The organism is Massilia sp. R2A-15 (assembly GCF_030704305.1).
In the GTDB taxonomy this organism is placed as follows: domain Bacteria; phylum Pseudomonadota; class Gammaproteobacteria; order Burkholderiales; family Burkholderiaceae_D; genus JAFCUW01.
Window position 1 is genome coordinate 4737871 of the sequence record NZ_CP131935.1, and the last position, 19311, is coordinate 4757181.

Sequence of the window (19311 nt, forward strand, 5' to 3'; positions counted from 1 at the left end):
TCTGAACCAACACGGAACGAGTTATGGCAGTCGATCAAACCCCGCAAGGCTACAGCAACGAGACGCGCCGCGTGCGCGCCGCGCTGATGAACAAGGTATGCGGCGACGAGGACATGTTCGCGCTCGGCACCTCGGTGGCGCGCGTGGTGCAGATGGCGTCGTCGGACGACCAGGGCACGCACGACCTGGCGTACTACGTGCTGTCGGACGTCGCGCTGACCCAGCGCATACTGCGCCTGTCCAACACGGCCACCTACCGCACCTCGTCGGGCACCTCGGTCACCACCATTTCGCGCGCGATCTCGCTGCTCGGCTTCGACAACGTCAAGACCACCGCGCTGGCGATGCTGCTGGTCGATGCGCTGTCGAACAGCGCCCACGCGCAAAGCGTGCGGGTGGAACTGGAAAACGCCCTGTGCGCCAGCCTGGTCGGCCGCGAGGTCGCGCGCAGCAGCGCCTACCAGGGCGCCGAGGAAGCCTCGATCGCCGCGCTGTTCAAAAATCTCGGCCCGCTGCTGGTGGCCACCCACGAACATGCGCGCTACCGCGAAATCGCCGCGCTGACCGCCACCGGCAAGCACACGATCGGCCAGGCCTCGCAGATGATCCTCGGCTGCAGCTACGACACCCTGTCCGAAGCGGTCATGGCCGAATGGAAGATTCCTGATTCGATCGTGCGCTCGCTGGCCGCGCCGCCGCCCGGGATCCAGAAGCCGGCGGCCAGCCGCGCCGAGTGGATGCGCCAGGTGGCCGCGTTCAGCATGGAGGTATCGCAGCTGCTGGCGCGCACCGCCAACCCGGCCGCCACGCCCGATGCGCGCCAGCTGCTCAAGCGCTACGGCGCCGCGCTCGGCATCGACGCCGACCAGATGGAAGACCTGTTTACCACCGTGCAGGACAACATGACGGGCCTGTTGCAGAGCATGAGCATGCAGCCGCGCCCGCGCGTCGAGGAGCCGGCGGCGGAGGGCCTGCCCAACGTGCTGCTGCTGGCGACGATGGACGCAGGCGAGAGCGCCGACGAGATGTTCTACCCCAGCGGCAAGCCGTACAACGCGCGCGAGCTGCTGCTCTCCGGCGTGCAGGACGTCACCCAGATGCGCGCCTCCGGCAACGCCCAGCTCAACGACGTGGTGCAGGCGGTGCTCGAGACGCTGTACCGCAGCATGGGATTCCGGTTTGCGACCGTGTGCCTGAAGGACCCGCGCAGCGGCCAGTTCCGCGCGCGCCTCGCGTTCGGTGAAGACCATCAGCGGCGCCAGCTCGGGTTCAGCTTTCCGATGGCGTCGTCGCGCGACCTGTTTCACCTGTCGATGGAAAACGACGCCGACCTGATGATCGCCGATGCGGGCAGCGCCAAGATCCGCGCCCTGCTGCCGGCCTGGCACCGCGCGCTGCTGCCGGACGCGCGCAGCTTCATCGTGCTGCCGCTGGTGGTGGGCAAGGTGCAGCTCGGCCTGTTCTACGCCGACCGCACCGAGCCGGCGCCGGAAGGGGTGCCGCCCGACGAGACCCAGCTGATCAAGGCGCTGAAAGCCCAGGTCTTGCTGGCGCTGACGCCTTGAGAATGCCGCAGTCCGGGGTCTGGTCCTGCGGACCTGACCCCATGTCGAGAGTTTCGACGGCATCGAGCGCACAGGAGCTTTTTTCGGGTACCGAAAAATCCTGTTTCGACAGTTTGCGGCGAGTTCAAAATGGGGTCAGGTCCGCAGGACCAGACCCCGTCCTGGCTACTGCGCCAGCGCCGCTTCCGCCGCCACGAACTCCCTGAACTCGCTCGCCACCATCGGCCGCGCAAACAGATAGCCCTGCGCTTCGTCGCACTGGTGCATGCGCAGGAAGTTGCGCTGCGCCGCCGTCTCCACGCCTTCGGCCAGCACCGTCAGCCCCATCGCATGGGCCATGCTGATGGTGGCCGTGACGATCGCCGCGTCGTTCGGATCGTTCTCGATGTCGGTGACAAAACCGCGGTCGATCTTGATGCGGTCGATCGCGAACAGCTTCAGGTACGACAGCGACGAATAGCCCGTGCCGAAGTCGTCGATCGCCACGTTGATGCCGCGCTCGCGCAATGAGCGCAGCAGGTAGCGCGTGTGCTCCGGGTCGTGCATCGCCGCCGACTCGGTGATCTCCAGTTCCAGCATCGCCGGATCGACCCCGGCCTCGGCCAGCAGCAGGTCCAGGCGCGGCAGCAGGTCGCGCCCGTGGCACTGGCGCGCCGACAGGTTCACCGCCATGCGCATGCGGCCCATGCCGTCGCGCTTCCACTCGGCCATCAGCTCGATCGCCCGCACCAGCACCCAGTCGCCCAGCGCCAGGATCAGGTTCGATTCCTCGGCGATCGGGATCACCCGGTTCGGCTCGATCATGCCCAGCTCCGGATGCGGCCAGCGCAGCAGCGCCTCGGCGCCGACCACGCGGCCGGAGTCGAGCGCGATCTGCGGCTGCAGGTGCAATTCGAACTGCTTCTGCCCGAGCGCGGCCCAGATGCGGTTTTCCATCATCAGGCGCTCGTGGGTGGCGGCGTTCATCGCCGGCGAGTAGAACTGGAAATTGCCGCGGCCCTCGCTCTTGGCCGCATACATCGCGGTGTCGGCGTGGCGCATCAGGATGCCGGCGTTCGGCGCGTCGTTGGGGAACATCGCGATGCCCACCGAGGAGCCGCTGTACATGGTCTGGTTCTCGAAGCGGTAGGGCGCCGCCAGCGACTGCACGATGCGCACCGCCACCGCGCTCACCAGTTCCGGCGTCAGGTCGCCGGCCATCACGACGATGAATTCGTCGCCGCCCAGGCGCGCGATGATGTCGACGTCGCGCAGCAGTTCCTTGAGCCGCTGCGCCACTTCGACCAGCAGCAGGTCGCCGACCTGGTGGCCGTGCGAGTCGTTGATCTTCTTGAAGTGGTCGAGGTCGAGGAACAGCAGCGCCACATGCTGGCCGGCGCGGCGCGCCTGCGCCAGCAGCTGGTCGAGGTGCAGGTTCAGCGAGAAGCGGTTTTCCAGCCCGGTCAGCGGATCGTGGTGGGCCAGCTCGTAGATGTGCTTCTGGGCGCGGCGCTGCTCGGTCAGGTCGTGGATGATGCAGACAAAGATGCTTTCCTCGCGCAGCTTGACCTGGCTGGCCGAGATCGACAGCGGGAAGGTGGCGCCGGCGCTGGTGGTGCCGGCCAGTTCGCACGCCGCGGCGCCCGATTGCGCAAGGCGCGGCAGCGCGGCGCCGCCGTCGCCCTCGGGCAGCTCGAGCAGATGTTCGATGCGCACGCCGCACAGGCCGTCGGCGCCGTAGCCGAACAGCGCCCCGGCCGCCGGATTGGCCGACAGCACGGCGCCGCGATGGTCCACCGTGATGATCGCGTCGGCGGCGTTGTCGAGGATCGCCTGCAGGCGCGCCTCGCGTTCGCGCAGGCGCGCGGTGGCGTCGTCGACCTGGGCCTGGATCTGGGTGCGCTCGCCCGAGATCACCAGCATCAGCGCGCCCATCAGCGCGGTCAGCAGCAGCCCGCCCGACAGCACGCTCCAGCTTTGCCAGCTGGTGTGCGCGCGCAGGTAGGCGGCGTCGGGCGCCAGCTGCAGCTCGAAGCGGCGCCCGCCGAATTCGAGCTGCTTGCGGTACGCCGCTTCGCGCTGCGCCGGCGCCGGCGCGTCGATCACCTTGACCGGCGCGCCGCCCGCCGTGACGTCGGCGAAGCCGACCACGAAGTGCGGGAAGTCGCTCTGGGCAAGGGCCCGTCCGAGGTAAGTGTCGATGCGCAGCGCCAGGTCGAGCGCGCCGGCCGGCGGCCCGGCCGGGTCGGGGCCCATCACCCGCTGCATCAGGTGGATGCCCAGCGTGCCGGTCTGGCGCAGGCGCACCGGCGCGCTGGCCGCCGGCCGCCCGGTGCGCAGCGCCTCGGTCAGCGCATGGCCGCGCCCCGTTTCGGTCATGAAATCGCGCCCCAGCAGCAGCTCGCCGCTGGCCGGCTCGATCAGCAGGATCGGGAAGTAGGACGGGCGCCGCGCTGCCGGCCTGGCCGCGCCGCCGCTGGTGATGTCGAGCACTTCGTAGCTGCGCCCGTAGTACGCGCTGCCCCAGGCCTCGAACGCCGCGCGCTCGGCGTCGGTCACGCGCGGCAGCCAGGCCATCGCCAGCAACTCGGGGCGCTCGCGCAGGTAGGGGCCGGCGACGTCCAAAAAATTATCCGCCGAGATGGCGTTGCCCGGGCCGCTGCGCTGCCGCGCCGTGCCCGGATCGTCGATCGCGCGCGCCACCCCGGACAGGAAGCGTTCGTGTTCGGACAGCGCCGCCTGCATCATCTGGCCCACTTCCTGCGCCTTCAGGCGGAACGTCTGCATCTGCTGCTCGCTCTCCCATGCGCGCGCCTGCTGGTAGATCGCCACGAACACGCCGGCCGCGACGATCAGCGGCAGCGCCACCAGCAGCCGGCGCGGGCGCCACAGCACGCGCGGCCGGCCGATCGCCACCCAGCACAGCGGCGCCGCCAGCAGGATGCCGATGGCGTCGCCGATCCACCAGTTGAGCCAGCTGATCGACATGTCGTGCGGCGCCGTGCCCAGCCAGGACAGCACGCCCAGCGACAGGCTGGCGCGGATGGTGCAGATCAGGGGCGTGAGCAGCAGGAAGCTGAGCACCGCGCGCCCGGACGCGATGGCCGGATCGACCCAGCGCCGCAGCAGCGCGGCGCCGACCATCGCCTGCACCAGCGCGGCCCCCGCCAGCAGCAGGCCGGGCACACCAGCGGCGGGCGCGCCGGGCAGGGCCGGCAGCACGACGGGAAGCAGGGTGGCGAACGCCAGTCCGGGCAGCAGGCGCCAGCCGCCGCTGTAGAGCGCGGCGACGCCGATGCCGGCCGCCAGCGACAGCGGCGGCGCCTCGCCCGGGCGCACCGCCAGGAACTGGCCGATCGCGCCGGCCGCCAGGCACGCCGCCACCAGCCACAGATTGGCAGCGAGGCGCCGGCGCCGATGAGACTTCGGGGTGTGCAATGTTGAAACCCTCATGTGCCGATGTGGCCAGGCAGCCACATGTTCCCGCGCGCGAACAATGGTCGCTCCTGCGATGAATTCTAGACCAAATCGCGAACGCTTCGCGAACCCTTGCACTATCGGCACAGGGCCGTTACAATCACGCCCCGAAGCAAGTTCATTGTCGAATCGGCGGAAAATCAGCCGGGAAAGTTGTTGACAGTGTCTGGTGCTTGCTTCATACTCTGCGGTTCCTCGCGGAGGGGTGGCCGAGTGGTTAAAGGCGACAGACTGTAAATCTGTTCTCTATGAGTACGCTGGTTCGAATCCAGCCCCCTCCACCAAGATGTTGCAAGGAAGTTGTAGCGGTTTGTGAAGAAGAGATGATGTTGTACCTCGCGGGTGTAGCTCAATGGTAGAGCAGAAGCCTTCCAAGCTTACGACGAGGGTTCGATTCCCTTCACCCGCTCCAGTTTCTTGCAATGCATGTAGTACATCGCAATACATTAGCCCTTGTAGCTCAGTGGTAGAGCACTCCCTTGGTAAGGGAGAGGCCACGTGTTCAATCCACGTCAAGGGCACCAGAATTCAGTAGCACGCAAGTCGCAGTAAATTCAACAGACAGTCAGGCGAGCGCCTGGGAATTTCTCAAAATCGTTAGGAGTCTAAAATGGCAAAAGGTAAATTCGAACGGACCAAGCCGCACGTCAACGTCGGTACCATCGGTCACGTTGATCACGGCAAGACGACCCTGACGGCTGCAATCGCGACCGTTCTGTCGAAGAAATTCGGCGGCGAAGCAAAAGCATACGACCAGATCGATGCTGCTCCAGAAGAAAAAGCACGCGGCATTACCATCAACACCGCGCACGTCGAGTACGAAACCGCCGGCCGTCACTACGCTCACGTTGACTGCCCAGGCCACGCCGACTACATCAAGAACATGATTACCGGTGCAGCGCAGATGGACGGCGCGATCCTGGTTTGCTCCGCAGCTGACGGCCCAATGCCACAGACCCGCGAGCACATCCTGCTGGCACGCCAGGTTGGCGTTCCATACATCATCGTGTTCCTGAACAAGTGCGACCTGGTCGACGACGCAGAACTGCTGGAACTGGTCGAAATGGAAGTGCGCGAGCTCCTGTCGAAGTACGAGTTCCCAGGCGACGACCTGCCGATCATCAAGGGTTCGGCACGTATGGCGCTGGACGGCGACACCGGCCCGATGGGCGAGCAGGCGATCATGCAACTGGCTGAAGCCCTCGACACCTACATCCCGACCCCAGAGCGCGCAGTTGACGGCGCCTTCCTGATGCCAGTCGAAGACGTGTTCTCGATCTCGGGCCGCGGTACCGTGGTGACCGGTCGTGTTGAGCGCGGCATCATCAAGGTCGGCGAAGAAATCGAAATCGTCGGCATCAAAGATACCGTCAAGACCACCTGCACCGGCGTGGAAATGTTCCGCAAGCTGCTGGACCAGGGCCAGGCTGGCGACAACGTCGGTCTGCTGCTGCGCGGCACCAAGCGTGAAGACGTCGAGCGCGGCCAGGTTCTGGCCAAGCCAGGTTCGATCAAGCCGCACAACCACTTCACCGGCGAGATCTATGTCCTGTCGAAAGACGAAGGTGGCCGTCACACCCCGTTCTTCAACAACTATCGTCCACAGTTCTACTTCCGTACCACGGACGTGACCGGTTCGATCGAGCTGCCAGCGGACAAAGAGATGGTCATGCCAGGCGATAACGTGTCGATCACCGTCAAGCTGATCAACCCGATCGCGATGGAAGAAGGCCTGCGTTTCGCAATCCGCGAAGGCGGCCGTACCGTCGGCGCCGGCGTGGTTGCCAAGATCATCGCTTAATACTTAAGCTGATCGACCCAGAATGGCGGAACCCGGTTCCGCTGTTCTGGTCAGGAAGTCGGCTGCTTGCCCGGGCGCGTGCCTGGTGTTACAATAGTCGATTCCACTGTAGTTGTACCGTAGGGACGTAGCTCAATTGGCAGAGCGTCGGTCTCCAAAACCGAAGGTTGGGGGTTCGATGCCCTCCGTCCCTGCCACCGATCTGGTGCTAGGCACCGAAAGTTAAAAAGTATGTCTAATCAATCCGTGCAAACCGTCAGCACGTCGAACGACAAGTTTAAGGTGGCACTGGCAGTAGTTGCCATGATTGCGGGGGTCGTCGGGTTCTTTTACCTGAAAGGCCATAATAAACCAGCTTTGATGTGCGCAGGCGCACTCGTGGCTGGTTTGGCTTTTGCCGTCCTGCTTTTGTGGACCTCCGCTACCGGCCGCGATTTCCTGAACTTCGCCAAAGAGTCCGTTCGCGAAACCAAGAAGGTCGTGTGGCCTACCCGCAAGGAAGCGATGCAGATCACCGGCGTCGTGTTCGCCTTTGTGCTGATCATGGCGATCTTCCTGTGGGGCACGGACAAGCTGCTGGAATTCCTGTTGTACGACGTAATACTTGGTTGGAAACAATAATGAGCGATATGCAAGATGATGCTGTGCCAGGTGAAGACGCCCCTGCACCAGATGCTGGCGCACCGCTGAGTGTTCCGGTAAGTAACAAGCGCTGGTATGTCGTGCACGCTTATTCCGGCATGGAAAAGAGCGTCATGCGCGCGCTGACCGAGCGCGTCGAGCGCGCCGGCATGCAGGAACAGTTCGGCCGCATCCTGGTGCCGGTCGAAGAAGTCGTCGAAGTCAAGAACGGCCAGAAGTCGGTCAGCGAACGTCGTTTCTTCCCTGGCTACGTGCTGGTCGAAATGGAAATGACCGACGAGACCTGGCACCTGGTCAAGAACACCAGCAAGGTCACCGGTTTCATCGGCGGCAAGTCGAACAAGCCGACGCCGATTCCGGCGCGCGAGATCGACAAGATCATGCAGCAGATGCAAGAGGGTGTCGAGAAGCCGCGCCCGAAAGTGCTGTACGAAGTGGGCGAGCAGGTGCGCATCAAGGATGGTCCGTTCACCGACTTCAACGGCAACGTCGAAGAAGTCAACTACGAGAAATCCAAAGTGCGCGTCTCGGTCACCATCTTCGGCCGCGCAACGCCAGTCGAACTCGAGTTCGGCCAGGTCGAAAAAGTATAAGTCGTCGTTCCTGCGCAGGCAGGAACCCATGCTGAGCAAGCTCTGTATGGACCCCAGCCTTCGCTGGGGCGACAACCCGGTAGTCAACGTGTAATTGAAACGTCGCCGCAGTTTTGGCGGAATTTAATAAGAGGAGCCCTGCCAATGTTGTACCGGCGGGGCGCTACTACTCATCCAAGATAGGAGCCATCATGGCAAAGAAAATCATTGGTTTTATCAAGCTGCAAGTGCCAGCTGGTAAAGCAAACCCATCCCCACCGATCGGCCCAGCGCTGGGTCAGCGCGGCCTGAACATCATGGAATTCTGCAAGGCGTTCAACGCCCAGACCCAGGGTGTCGAGCCAGGTATGCCAATCCCTGTCGTGATCACCGCGTTCGCCGACAAGTCCTTCACCTTCGTGATGAAGACGCCTCCTGCGACCTACCTGATCAAGAAGGCCGCCGGCATCACCAAAGGTTCGCCGAAGCCGCACACCGACAAGGTTGGTACCCTGTCGCGCGCTCAAGCTGAAGAAATCGCAAAAACAAAACAGCCAGATCTGACCGCTGCCGACATGGATGCTGCCGTTCGCATCATCGCCGGCTCCGCGCGTTCGATGGGCATCACGGTGGAAGGTGTTTAATCATGGCAAAACTGTCCAAGCGCGTTAAAGCAATCAAGGCCAAGGTAGACCGCAACAAGGCCTACGGTTTCGACAATGCAGTGGCCCTGATCAAGGAATTCGCCACCGCCAAGTTCAACGAATCGATCGACGTGTCGGTTCAGCTGGGCGTGGATCCGAAGAAGTCGGACCAGGTCGTTCGCGGCTCCGTCGTGCTGCCAGCCGGCACCGGCAAGACCGTTCGCGTCGCTGTGTTCGCTACCGGTGAAAAGGCCGAGCAGGCCAAAGCCGCCGGCGCCGACATCGTTGGTATGGAAGACCTGGCCGAGAAAGTCAAAGCCGGCGACATGCCTTTCGACATCGTCATCGCTTCGCCAGACACCATGCGTATCGTCGGTACCCTGGGCCAGATCCTGGGTCCACGCGGCCTGATGCCTAACCCGAAAGTCGGCACCGTGACCGCCGATGTCGCTACCGCGGTGAAAAACGCGAAAGCCGGCCAGGTTCAGTACCGTACCGACAAGGCAGGTATCATCCACGCCACCATCGGCCGCAAGTCGTTCAGCGACGCCGACCTGAAGACCAACCTGGTCGCCCTGATCGAAGCACTGAACAAGGCCAAGCCAGCATCGTCGAAGGGCGTGTACCTGCGCAAGGTCGCCATCTCGTCGACCATGGGCGCCGGCGTCCGTATCGACCAGGCTTCCCTGGCAGCTTAAGTTTCAAGAATCAAGTCCTCGCGGAACAACGCGGGGCGCATCTTTGGGCTGGTCGGGCATTTTCCCGGCCAGACAATCAAAGACCGTTGGGCCGAAGCAGCAGTCGGGCGGAGGTTAAAAGAAGTTACCCAACGCAGATGGTGTACCCGAGCAAGTTTTGTAGTCCATGCTGCGTGAATTCATCCGCTCAGTTGTACTTCTTAACTTCGGACGCCGTGTTCGAACCGATGCGAGGCATTTGCCGAGCATCATTTAAGGAGGTTGACCGTGGGTCTCAATCTGAATGACAAAAAGGCCGTCGTCGCCGAAGTTTCCGCAAAAGTAGCATCTGCGCAAACGATCGTCGTGGCCGAATATCGTGGCATCCAGGTTGGTCACTTGACGCAACTTCGTGCCAAAGCGCGTACCCAAGGCGTGTACCTGCGTGTGTTGAAAAATACGCTCGCTCGTCGCTCCGTCGAAGGCACGCCGTTTGCAAGCCTGGCTGACGCCATGACCGGTCCGTTGATCTACTCGATCTCGGACGATGCAGTTGCAGCAGCGCGAGTCATCAACGACTTCGCTAAAACCAACGACAAGCTGGTCATCAAGGCAGGTAACTACGCAGGCAAGTCGCTGGATAAAGCGGCCGTTGCAGCGTTGGCAAGCATTCCAAGCCGTGAAGTCCTCATCTCGCAGTTGTTGGGCGTCATGCTGGCTCCGGTTTCGGGCTTTGCACGTGGTCTGGCTGCACTGGCAGCCAAGAAGAGCGAAGGTTCGGAAGCTGCTCCTGCAGCCGAAGAAACCGCTGCTGCTTAAGCAGTCGTTTTTCAGTCAATACCAATCTATTCAAAAAATTTAGGAGTTTCAAATGGCAATCAGCAAAGACGACATCCTGGCAGCAGTTAGCGAAATGTCCGTAATGGACCTGAACGAACTGGTCAAGGCATTCGAAGAGAAGTTCGGCGTTTCGGCCGCAGCAATGGCAGCTCCAGCAGCTGGCGGCGCCGCTGCTGGCGCGGCTGCTGAAGAGCAGACCGAATTCAACCTGGTTCTGGCCGACTTCGGCGCGAACAAGGTTGGCGTCATCAAGGCAGTTCGCGAAATCACCGGTCTGGGCCTGAAAGAAGCCAAAGATCTGGTCGATGGCGCACCGAAGACCGTGAAAGAAGCGATTTCGAAAGCAGACGCAGAAGCAGGCAAGAAGAAGCTGGAAGAAGCTGGCGCGAAAGCCGAAATCAAGTAATAGCAGTATTGGGCGGCTGTTCCGCGCCGGAGTCAAAGCTTGCGGTTCCCTTCCGAAAGGAGGGGAATGCGGCTTTGGCTCTTTTGTCGTCCCTGTCGTATATGTAGTAAGGTAGTACCCTTGTACTTGTTTCGCCTTCTTTTCACCTGACCGAAGTTCGAGACTTGAGGCCTTTCCAGTGTCGCCCTGGAAATTCCTGAATTCTCATCCTTTAGTCACTCACGGAGTGTCCATGCACTACTCATTTACTGAGAAGAAACGCATTCGCAAATCATTCGCGAAGCGCGCCAACGTTCACAACGTTCCCTTCCTTCTGGCTACCCAGCTTGAATCCTACGAGAATTTCCTGCAAGCGGACGCCGCGCCGTCCATTCGCAAGAACGACGGCCTGCAGTCGGCTTTCACCTCGATTTTCCCGATCGTGTCGCATAATGGTTTTGCGCGCCTCGAGTTCCTGTCGTATGTCCTGGGCGACCCGGCGTTCGACGTCAAGGAATGCCAACAGCGTGGCCTGACGTTCGCGTCGCCGCTGCGCGCCAAGGTGCGCCTGGTGATTCTGGACAAGGAATCGCCGACCAAGCCTGTGGTCAAGGAAATGAAGGAGCAGGAAGTCTACATGGGCGAATTGCCGCTCATGACGACCACCGGCTCGTTCGTCATCAACGGTACCGAGCGCGTCATCGTGTCGCAGCTGCACCGTTCGCCTGGCGTGTTCTTCGAGCACGACCGCGGCAAGACCCACTCGTCGGGCAAGCTGCTGTTCTCGGCGCGCATCATTCCTTACCGCGGCTCGTGGCTGGACTTCGAGTTCGACCCGAAAGACATCCTGTTCTTCCGCGTCGACCGCCGCCGCAAGATGCCTGTGACGATCCTGCTCAAGGCGATCGGCATGTCGCATGAGCAGATCCTGGCGAACTTCTTCGTATTTGACAATTTCAACCTGCGCTCCGAAGGCGCCGAGATGGAATTCGTCGCCGAGCGCCTGCGCGGCGAAGTCGCGCGTTTCGACATCGTCGACCGCGACGGCAAGACCCTGGTGCTGAAGGACAAGCGCATCAACAGCAAGCACGTGCGCGACATCGAAGCGGCTGGCATCAAGCACATCTCCGTGCCTGAAGACTACCTGCTGGGCCGCGTGCTGGCCAAGAACATCGTCGACGCCGAGACCGGCGAAGTGGTGGCCAACGCCAACGACGAGCTGACCGAAGAGCTGCTGGGCAAGCTGCGCGACGCCAACGTCACGGAAATCCAGACCCTGTACACCAACGACCTGGACCAGGGCGCCTACATTTCGCAGACCCTGCGCATCGACGACACCGCCGACCAGATGGCCGCGAAAGTGGCGATCTACCGCATGATGCGTCCTGGCGAGCCGCCGACCGAAGATTCGGTCGAGGCCCTGTTCAACGGCCTGTTCTACAGCCCTGAGCGTTACGACCTGTCGGCCGTCGGCCGCATGAAGTTCAACCGCCGCATCGGCCGCGACGAACTGACCGGCGCGATGACGCTGTCGAACGACGACGTGCTGGCCGTGATCAAGATCCTGGTCGAGCTGCGCAATGGCCGCGGTGAAGTCGACGATATCGATCACCTGGGCAACCGCCGCGTGCGTTGCGTCGGCGAACTGGCGGAAAACCAGTTCCGCGCCGGCCTGGTGCGCGTCGAGCGCGCCGTCAAGGAACGCCTCGGCCAGGCCGAAGCGGACAACCTGATGCCGCACGACCTGATCAACAGCAAGCCGATCTCGGCCGCGATCCGCGAATTCTTCGGCTCCTCGCAGCTGTCGCAGTTCATGGACCAGACCAATCCGCTGTCGGAAATCACCCACAAGCGCCGCGTTTCGGCCCTTGGCCCTGGCGGTCTGACCCGCGAGCGCGCCGGCTTCGAAGTGCGCGACGTGCACCCGACCCACTACGGCCGCGTGTGCCCGATCGAAACGCCTGAAGGCCCGAACATCGGCCTGATCAACTCGCTGGCACTGTTTGCCCGCCTGAACGAGTACGGCTTCCTCGAGACGCCTTACCGCAAGGTCGAAAACAGCGTCGTCACCGACAAGATCGACTACCTGTCGGCGATCGAAGAAGGCCGCTACATCATCGCTCAGGCGAACGCGACCATCGACAAGGCCAACAAGCTGACCGACGAACTGGTCTCGGCCCGTGAAGCCGGCGAAACCATCCTGGTCTCGCCAGAGCGCATCCAGTACATGGACGTGGCCCCAGGCCAGATCGTGTCGGTTGCAGCTTCGCTGATTCCGTTCCTCGAGCACGACGATGCAAACCGCGCGCTGATGGGCGCCAACATGCAGCGCCAGGCCGTGCCTTGCCTGCGTCCTGAAAAGGCCGTGGTCGGCACCGGTATCGAGCGCACCGTGGCGGTCGACTCGGGCACCACAGTGCAGGCCCTGCGCGGCGGCGTGGTGGACTACATCGATGCAGGCCGTGTGGTGATTCGCGTCAACGACGACGAAGCACAGGCGGGCGAAGTCGGCGTGGACATCTACAACCTGATCAAGTACACCCGTTCGAACCAGAACACCAACATCAACCAGCGTCCGATCGTGCAGGTTGGCGACCGCGTGGCCAAGGCCGACGTGATCGCCGACGGCGCATCGACCGACCTGGGCGAGCTGGCACTGGGCCAGAACATGCTCGTCGCCTTCATGCCGTGGAACGGCCTGAACTTCGAGGACTCGATCCTGATCTCGGAAAACGTCGTCAAGGATGACCGCTACACCTCGATTCACATCGAAGAGCTGTCGGTCGTCGCACGCGACACCAAGCTGGGCGCGGAAGAAATCACCCGCGACATCTCGAACCTGGCCGAGAACCAATTGGCTCGCCTGGACGAGTCGGGCATCGTGTACATCGGCGCTGAAGTGCAGGCCGGCGACACCCTGGTCGGTAAAGTGACGCCAAAAGGCGAAACCCAGCTGACCCCGGAAGAGAAGCTGCTGCGCGCGATCTTCGGCGAGAAGGCATCGGACGTCAAAGACACCTCGCTGCGCGTGCCTTCGGGCATGATCGGCACCGTTATCGACGTGCAAGTGTTCACCCGCGAAGGCATCGTCCGCGACAAGCGCGCCCAGCAGATCATCGACGATGAGCTGAAGCGCTTCCGCCTCGACCTGAACGACCAGATGCGTATCGTCGAAGGCGACGCCTTCCAGCGTCTCGAGAAGATGCTGATCGGTAAAGTCGTCAACGGCGGTCCGAAGAAGCTGGCCAAAGGCGCCAAGCTGACCAAGGAATACCTGGACGACCTCGACAAGTACCACTGGTTCGACATCCGCCCTGCCGACGACGACGCTGCCGCTGCTCTGGAAGCGATCAAGGAATCGATCGCCGAGAAGCGCCACCAGTTCGACCTGGCCTTCGAAGAGAAGCGCAAGAAGCTCACGCAAGGCGACGAGCTGCAGCCAGGCGTGCAGAAGATGGTCAAGGTCTACCTGGCCGTCAAGCGCCGCCTGCAGTCGGGCGACAAGATGGCGGGCCGTCACGGTAACAAGGGTGTGGTTTCCCGTATCGTTCCTGTCGAAGACATGCCGTTCATGGCCGACGGTACGCCGGCCGACGTGGTGCTGAACCCGCTGGGCGTTCCATCGCGAATGAACGTCGGTCAGATCCTCGAAACCCACCTCGGCTGGGCAGCGAAGGGCCTGGGCCTGCGCATCGGCGAAATGCTGAAGTCGCAAGCGAAGGTCGAGGAAATGCGCAAGTTCCTCAACACGATCTACAACGAGACCGGCAAGCAGGAAGACCTGGACAGCTTCAGCGACGACGAAATCATGTCGCTGGCGAGCAACCTGAAGAACGGCGTGCCGTTCGCAACGCCAGTGTTCGACGGCGCGCACGAGTCCGAGATCCATCGCATGCTGGACCTGGCCTACCCTGAGCCGATCGCCACCAAGCTGGGCATGACGCCATCGAAGAACCAGGTCACCATGTACGACGGCCGCACGGGCGAATCGTTCGAGCGCAAGGTCACGGTCGGCTACATGCACATGCTGAAGCTGCACCACCTGGTCGACGACAAGATGCACGCGCGTTCCACCGGTCCTTACTCGCTGGTGACGCAGCAGCCACTGGGCGGTAAAGCCCAGTTCGGCGGCCAGCGCTTCGGTGAGATGGAGGTGTGGGCACTGGAAGCGTACGGCGCCTCGTACGTGCTGCAGGAAATGCTGACGGTCAAGTCGGACGATGTGAACGGCCGTACCAAGGTCTACGAGAACCTGGTCAAGGGCGACCATGTGATCGAAGCCGGTATGCCGGAATCGTTCAACGTGCTGGTGAAGGAAATTCGTTCGCTGGGTATCGATATCGACCTGGAACGCAACTAAATCGCAGTAAAGGGTCTGACCCCGCGGGGTCAGACCCAGGTTTGGTTGGAAGCATCAGAAATTTAATCACCTCTGGAGTGATACATGAAAGCACTGCTCGATCTATTCAAGCAAGTTCAAACGAATGAAACCTTCGACGCCATCAAGATTGGCCTGGCGTCGCCTGAAAAAATCCGTTCGTGGTCCTACGGCGAAGTCAAGAAGCCGGAAACCATCAACTACCGTACCTTCAAGCCGGAACGCGACGGCCTGTTCTGCGCCAAGATCTTTGGTCCTATCAAGGACTACGAGTGCCTGTGCGGCAAGTACAAGCGCCTGAAGCACCGCGGCGTCATCTGCGAGAAGTGCGGCGTCGAAGTCACGCTGGCCAAGGTGCGCCGCGAACGCATGGGCCACATCGAGCTGGCCTCGCCGACCGCGCACATCTGGTTCCTGAAGTCGCTGCCGTCGCGCCTGGGCATGGTCCTGGACATGACGCTGCGCGACATCGAGCGCGTGCTGTACTTCGAAGCGTACGTCGTGACCGATCCGGGCATGACCCCGCTGAAGAAGTGCCAGATCATGTCGGAAGACGACTACGCCGCCAAGTACGAAGAGTACGGCGACGACTTCACCGCATTCATGGGCGCCGAAGGCATCCGTGAGCTGCTGCGTTCGATCGACATCCACCGCGATGCCGAAGCGCTGCGCGTGGAGCTGAAAGAGTCGAAGTCCGAAGCGAAGATCAAGAAATACGCCAAGCGCCTGAAAGTGCTCGAGGCATTCCAGCGTTCGGGCATCAAGCCGGACTGGATGATCATGGAAGTGCTGCCGGTGCTGCCGCCGGAACTGCGTCCGCTGGTCCCGCTGGACGGCGGCCGCTTTGCGACCTCCGACCTGAACGACCTGTATCGCCGCGTCATCAACCGTAATAACCGCCTGAAGCGCCTGATGGAACTGCGCGCGCCGGAAATCATTACGCGTAACGAAAAGCGCATGCTGCAGGAAGCGGTCGACTCGCTGCTGGACAACGGCCGTCGCGGCAAAGCGATGACCGGCGCCAACAAGCGTCCGCTCAAGTCGCTGGCCGAGATGATCAAGGGCAAGGGCGGTCGTTTCCGTCAGAACTTGCTGGGTAAGCGCGTCGACTACTCGGGCCGTTCGGTCATCGTGGTCGGTCCGCAGCTGAAACTGCACCAGTGCGGCCTGCCGAAGCTGATGGCCCTGGAACTGTTCAAGCCGTTCATCTTCAACAAGCTCGAACTGATGGGCCTGGCAACGACGATCAAGGCCGCCAAGAAGCTGGTCGAGATCCAGGAACCGGTGGTCTGGGACATCCTGGAAGACGTGATCCGCGAACACCCGATCATGCTCAACCGTGCACCTACGCTGCACCGCCTCGGTATCCAGGCGTTCGAGCCAGTCCTGATTGAAGGCAAGGCGATTCAGCTGCACCCACTCGTCTGCGCGGCGTTCAACGCCGACTTCGACGGTGACCAGATGGCTGTCCACGTCCCGCTGTCGATCGAAGCGCAGATGGAAGCGCGCACGCTGATGCTGGCGTCGAACAACATCCTGTTCCCGTCGAACGGCGAGCCGTCGATCGTTCCTTCCCAGGATATCGTGCTCGGTCTGTACTACGCGACCCGCGAAGCGATCAACGCCAAGAACGAAGGTATGCTGTTTACCGACGTGTCGGAAGTGATCCGCGCCTACGACAACAAGGAAGTCGAACTGACGACCCGCATCACCGTGCGTATCGTCGAGAACCCGAAAGACCCGGCAACCGGCGAATTCGTGCGCACCGTCACGCGCTACGAAACCACCGTTGGCCGCGCGATCCTGTCCGAGATCCTGCCGAAGGGCCTGCCGTTCAGCGTGCTGAACCGCGCCCTGAAGAAGAAAGAGATCTCGAAGCTGATCAACACCTCGTTCCGCAAGTGCGGCCTGCGCGCGACCGTCGTGTTCGCCGACAAGCTGATGCAGTCGGGCTTCCGCCTGGCGACCCGCGCCGGTATCTCGATCGCGGTGGACGACATGCTGGTGCCGCCGCAAAAGGTCACCCTGATCGCGGCTGCGGAATCGGAAGTCAAGCAGATCGAGCAGCAGTACGCTTCGGGTCTGGTGACCTCGGGCGAGCGTTACAACAAGGTCGTCGACATCTGGGGCAAGACCTCGGACGAAGTCGGCAAGGCCATGATGGACCAGCTGAAAGTGGAAGACGTCGTCAAGCGCGACGGCACCAAGTCGACCCAGGAATCGTTCAACGCGATTTACATGATGGCCGACTCGGGCGCGCGCGGTTCGGCAGCCCAGATTCGCCAGCTGGCCGGTATGCGAGGCCTGATGGCCAAGCCGGACGGTTCGATTATCGAAACGCCGATTACCGCGAACTTCCGCGAAGGCCTGAACGTTCTTCAGTACTTCATCTCGACCCACGGCGCTCGTAAAGGTCTGGCCGACACCGCGCTGAAGACCGCGAACTCCGGTTACCTGACGCGCCGCCTGGTCGACGTGACCCAGGACCTGGTCGTGATCGAGGACGATTGCAACACCACCAACGGCACCGTCATGAAGGCGCTGGTTGAAGGCGGTGAAGTCATCGAAGCGCTGCGCGACCGTATTCTCGGCCGTGTCAACGTGCACGATGTCGTCAATCCTGAGACCCAGGAAACCCTGTACGAAGCCGGCACGCTGCTGGACGAGGACATGGTTGAAGAAATCGAGCGCCTGTCGATCGACGAAGTCAAGGTTCGCACCCCGCTCACTTGCGACACGCGCTTCGGCCTGTGCGCCAAGTGCTACGGCCGCGACCTGGGCCGCGGCCTGCTGGTCAACGCCGGCGAAGCAGTCGGTGTGGTCGCAGCGCAGTCGATCGGTGAGCCAGGTACCCAGCTGACCATGCGTACCTTCCACATCGGTGGTGCGGCATCGCGTGCTGCAGTGGCGTCGTCGGTGGAAGCGAAGTCGAACGGTACCATCCGTTTCACCGCGACCATGCGTTACGTCACCAACGGCAAGGGCGCCCAGATCGTCATTTCGCGTTCCGGCGAAGTGCTGATCACGGACGACCATGGCCGCGAGCGCGAGCGTCACAAGGTGCCGTACGGCGCCACCCTGATCGTCAAGGACGGCATGGTCATCAAGGCCGGCACCGCACTGGCGACCTGGGATCCGCTGACCCGTCCGATCATTACCGAGTACGCCGGTACGGTCCGCTTCGAGAACGTGGAAGAGGGCGTCACCGTTGCTCGCCAGGTCGACGAAGTCACCGGCCTGTCGACCCTGGTGGCGATCGACGCCAAGCGTCGCGGTTCGCTGACCAAGACCCTGCGTCCACAGGTCAAGCTGCTGAACGAGAACAACGAAGAAGTCAAGATCGCCGGCACCGAACACAGTGTGGCGATCGGCTTCCAGGTTGGCGCGCTGATCATGGTCAAGGACGGCCAGCAAGTGTCCGTCGGCGAAGTGCTGGCGCGTATCCCGACCGAATCGCAGAAGACGCGCGACATTACCGGTGGTCTGCCACGGGTTGCCGAGCTGTTCGAAGCGCGTTCGCCGAAGGATGCCGGCATGCTGGCGGAAGTCACGGGTACGGTTGCGTTCGGTAAGGAAACCAAGGGCAAGCAGCGTCTGGAAATCACGGACATGGACGGCAACAAGCACGAGTTCCTGATCACCAAGGACAAGCAAGTGCTGGTTCACGACGGCCAGGTAGTGAACAAGGGCGAGATGATCGTGGACGGCCCGGCCGATCCGCAAGACATCCTGCGCCTGCTGGGTATCGAAGCGCTGGCGCGTTACATCGTCGACGAAGTGCAGGACGTGTACCGTCTGCAGGGCGTGAAGATCAACGACAAGCACATCGAAGTGATCGTGCGCCAGATGCTGCGCCGTGTTCAGATCGTCGAAGCTGGCGATGCGAACTACATCGTTGGCGAGCAGGTCGAGCGTTCGGAACTGCTGGACGAAAACGACCGCGTGATCGCCCTGGGCAAGATCCCTGCGACGTACGAAAACGTCCTGCTGGGTATTACCAAGGCATCGCTGTCGACCGACTCGTTCATTTCGGCGGCGTCGTTCCAGGAAACCACCCGCGTTCTGACCGAAGCGGCGATCATGGGCAAGCGCGACGGTCTGCGCGGCCTGAAGGAAAACGTCATCGTCGGCCGCCTGATTCCTGGCGGTACCGGCCTGGCCTTCCATCGCGCCAAGAAGGAAAAAGAGCAGTGGGAAGTGGAAGAGCGTGCAGCCTTGCTGCAGCAGGAGAAGGCCAACATGGCTTCCGAGCTGCAAGCGATGGAAGACAGCACCGCGGCAGCAGCCGCATCCCATCTGGGCGACGACGCGTAATTAGCTAGTCACTCAAACGAAAACGGCACCCTCGGGT

Annotated in this window: 11 protein-coding genes and 4 tRNA genes; 14 read left to right on the top strand and 1 reads right to left on the bottom strand. The window is 62.2% G+C overall.

Annotated features, from left to right (window positions below; translation table 11 throughout):
* The first annotated feature begins 23 nt into the window (after nt 1-23).
* A complete protein-coding gene (locus Q4S45_RS21920; RefSeq protein WP_305507566.1) occupies nt 24-1565 on the top strand; it encodes an HDOD domain-containing protein in 1542 nt (513 codons plus the stop codon).
* A gap of 165 nt (nt 1566-1730) precedes the next feature.
* Here Q4S45_RS21920 and Q4S45_RS21925 read toward each other — a convergent pair whose 3' ends face one another.
* Nucleotides 1731-4982 (bottom strand): EAL domain-containing protein, encoded by a 3252-nt coding sequence (locus Q4S45_RS21925; RefSeq protein WP_305507567.1) that lies wholly within the window; start codon nt 4980-4982, stop codon nt 1731-1733.
* A 238-nt stretch (nt 4983-5220) separates the two neighbouring features.
* Between Q4S45_RS21925 and Q4S45_RS21930 the strand changes: the two genes are divergently transcribed.
* The 13 genes from Q4S45_RS21930 to rpoC all read left to right on the top strand — a co-directional run bounded on the left by Q4S45_RS21930 (nt 5221) and on the right by rpoC (nt 19274).
* Nucleotides 5221-5305 (top strand) — tRNA-Tyr (locus Q4S45_RS21930).
* A 54-nt stretch (nt 5306-5359) separates the two neighbouring features.
* Nucleotides 5360-5433 (top strand) — tRNA-Gly (locus tag Q4S45_RS21935).
* 37 nt (nt 5434-5470) lie between these two features.
* Nucleotides 5471-5545: transfer RNA gene (locus Q4S45_RS21940), tRNA-Thr, on the top strand.
* Nucleotides 5546-5631: 86 nt separating this feature from the next.
* Nucleotides 5632-6822: an elongation factor Tu gene (gene tuf / locus Q4S45_RS21945; protein WP_305507569.1), complete on the top strand. Its 1191-nt coding sequence runs from the start codon at nt 5632-5634 to the stop codon at nt 6820-6822.
* Between the two features lie 121 nt (nt 6823-6943).
* Nucleotides 6944-7019, top strand: a tRNA-Trp gene (locus tag Q4S45_RS21950).
* A 34-nt stretch (nt 7020-7053) separates the two neighbouring features.
* Nucleotides 7054-7443 carry a preprotein translocase subunit SecE gene (secE, locus tag Q4S45_RS21955; RefSeq protein ID WP_305507571.1) on the top strand — a complete coding sequence of 130 codons (390 nt, stop codon included), beginning with the start codon at nt 7054-7056 and terminating at the stop codon, nt 7441-7443.
* Between the two features lie 8 nt (nt 7444-7451).
* Nucleotides 7452-8057 (top strand): transcription termination/antitermination protein NusG, encoded by a 606-nt coding sequence (gene nusG, locus Q4S45_RS21960; protein WP_305512174.1) that lies wholly within the window; start codon nt 7452-7454, stop codon nt 8055-8057.
* A gap of 191 nt (nt 8058-8248) precedes the next feature.
* Nucleotides 8249-8680, top strand: a complete 432-nt coding sequence (gene rplK / locus Q4S45_RS21965) for a 50S ribosomal protein L11 (RefSeq protein WP_193688062.1) — start codon at nt 8249-8251, stop codon at nt 8678-8680.
* Nucleotides 8681-8682: 2 nt separating this feature from the next.
* Nucleotides 8683-9378: a 50S ribosomal protein L1 gene (gene rplA, locus Q4S45_RS21970; RefSeq protein ID WP_305507575.1), complete on the top strand. Its 696-nt coding sequence runs from the start codon at nt 8683-8685 to the stop codon at nt 9376-9378.
* Nucleotides 9379-9645: 267 nt separating this feature from the next.
* Complete coding sequence (rplJ, locus tag Q4S45_RS21975) at nt 9646-10176, top strand: 50S ribosomal protein L10 (protein WP_305507576.1); 531 nt, start codon at nt 9646-9648, stop codon at nt 10174-10176.
* Nucleotides 10177-10228: 52 nt separating this feature from the next.
* On the top strand, nt 10229-10603 hold the full coding sequence (gene rplL, locus Q4S45_RS21980) for a 50S ribosomal protein L7/L12 (protein ID WP_305507578.1): 375 nt from the start codon (nt 10229-10231) through the stop codon (nt 10601-10603).
* Nucleotides 10604-10835: 232 nt separating this feature from the next.
* A complete protein-coding gene (rpoB, locus tag Q4S45_RS21985; protein ID WP_305507580.1) occupies nt 10836-14942 on the top strand; it encodes a DNA-directed RNA polymerase subunit beta in 4107 nt (1368 codons plus the stop codon).
* Between the two features lie 84 nt (nt 14943-15026).
* Nucleotides 15027-19274, top strand: coding sequence for a DNA-directed RNA polymerase subunit beta' (rpoC, locus tag Q4S45_RS21990; protein ID WP_305507582.1), 4248 nt, complete (start codon nt 15027-15029; stop codon nt 19272-19274).
* Nucleotides 19275-19311 lie beyond the last annotated feature (37 nt).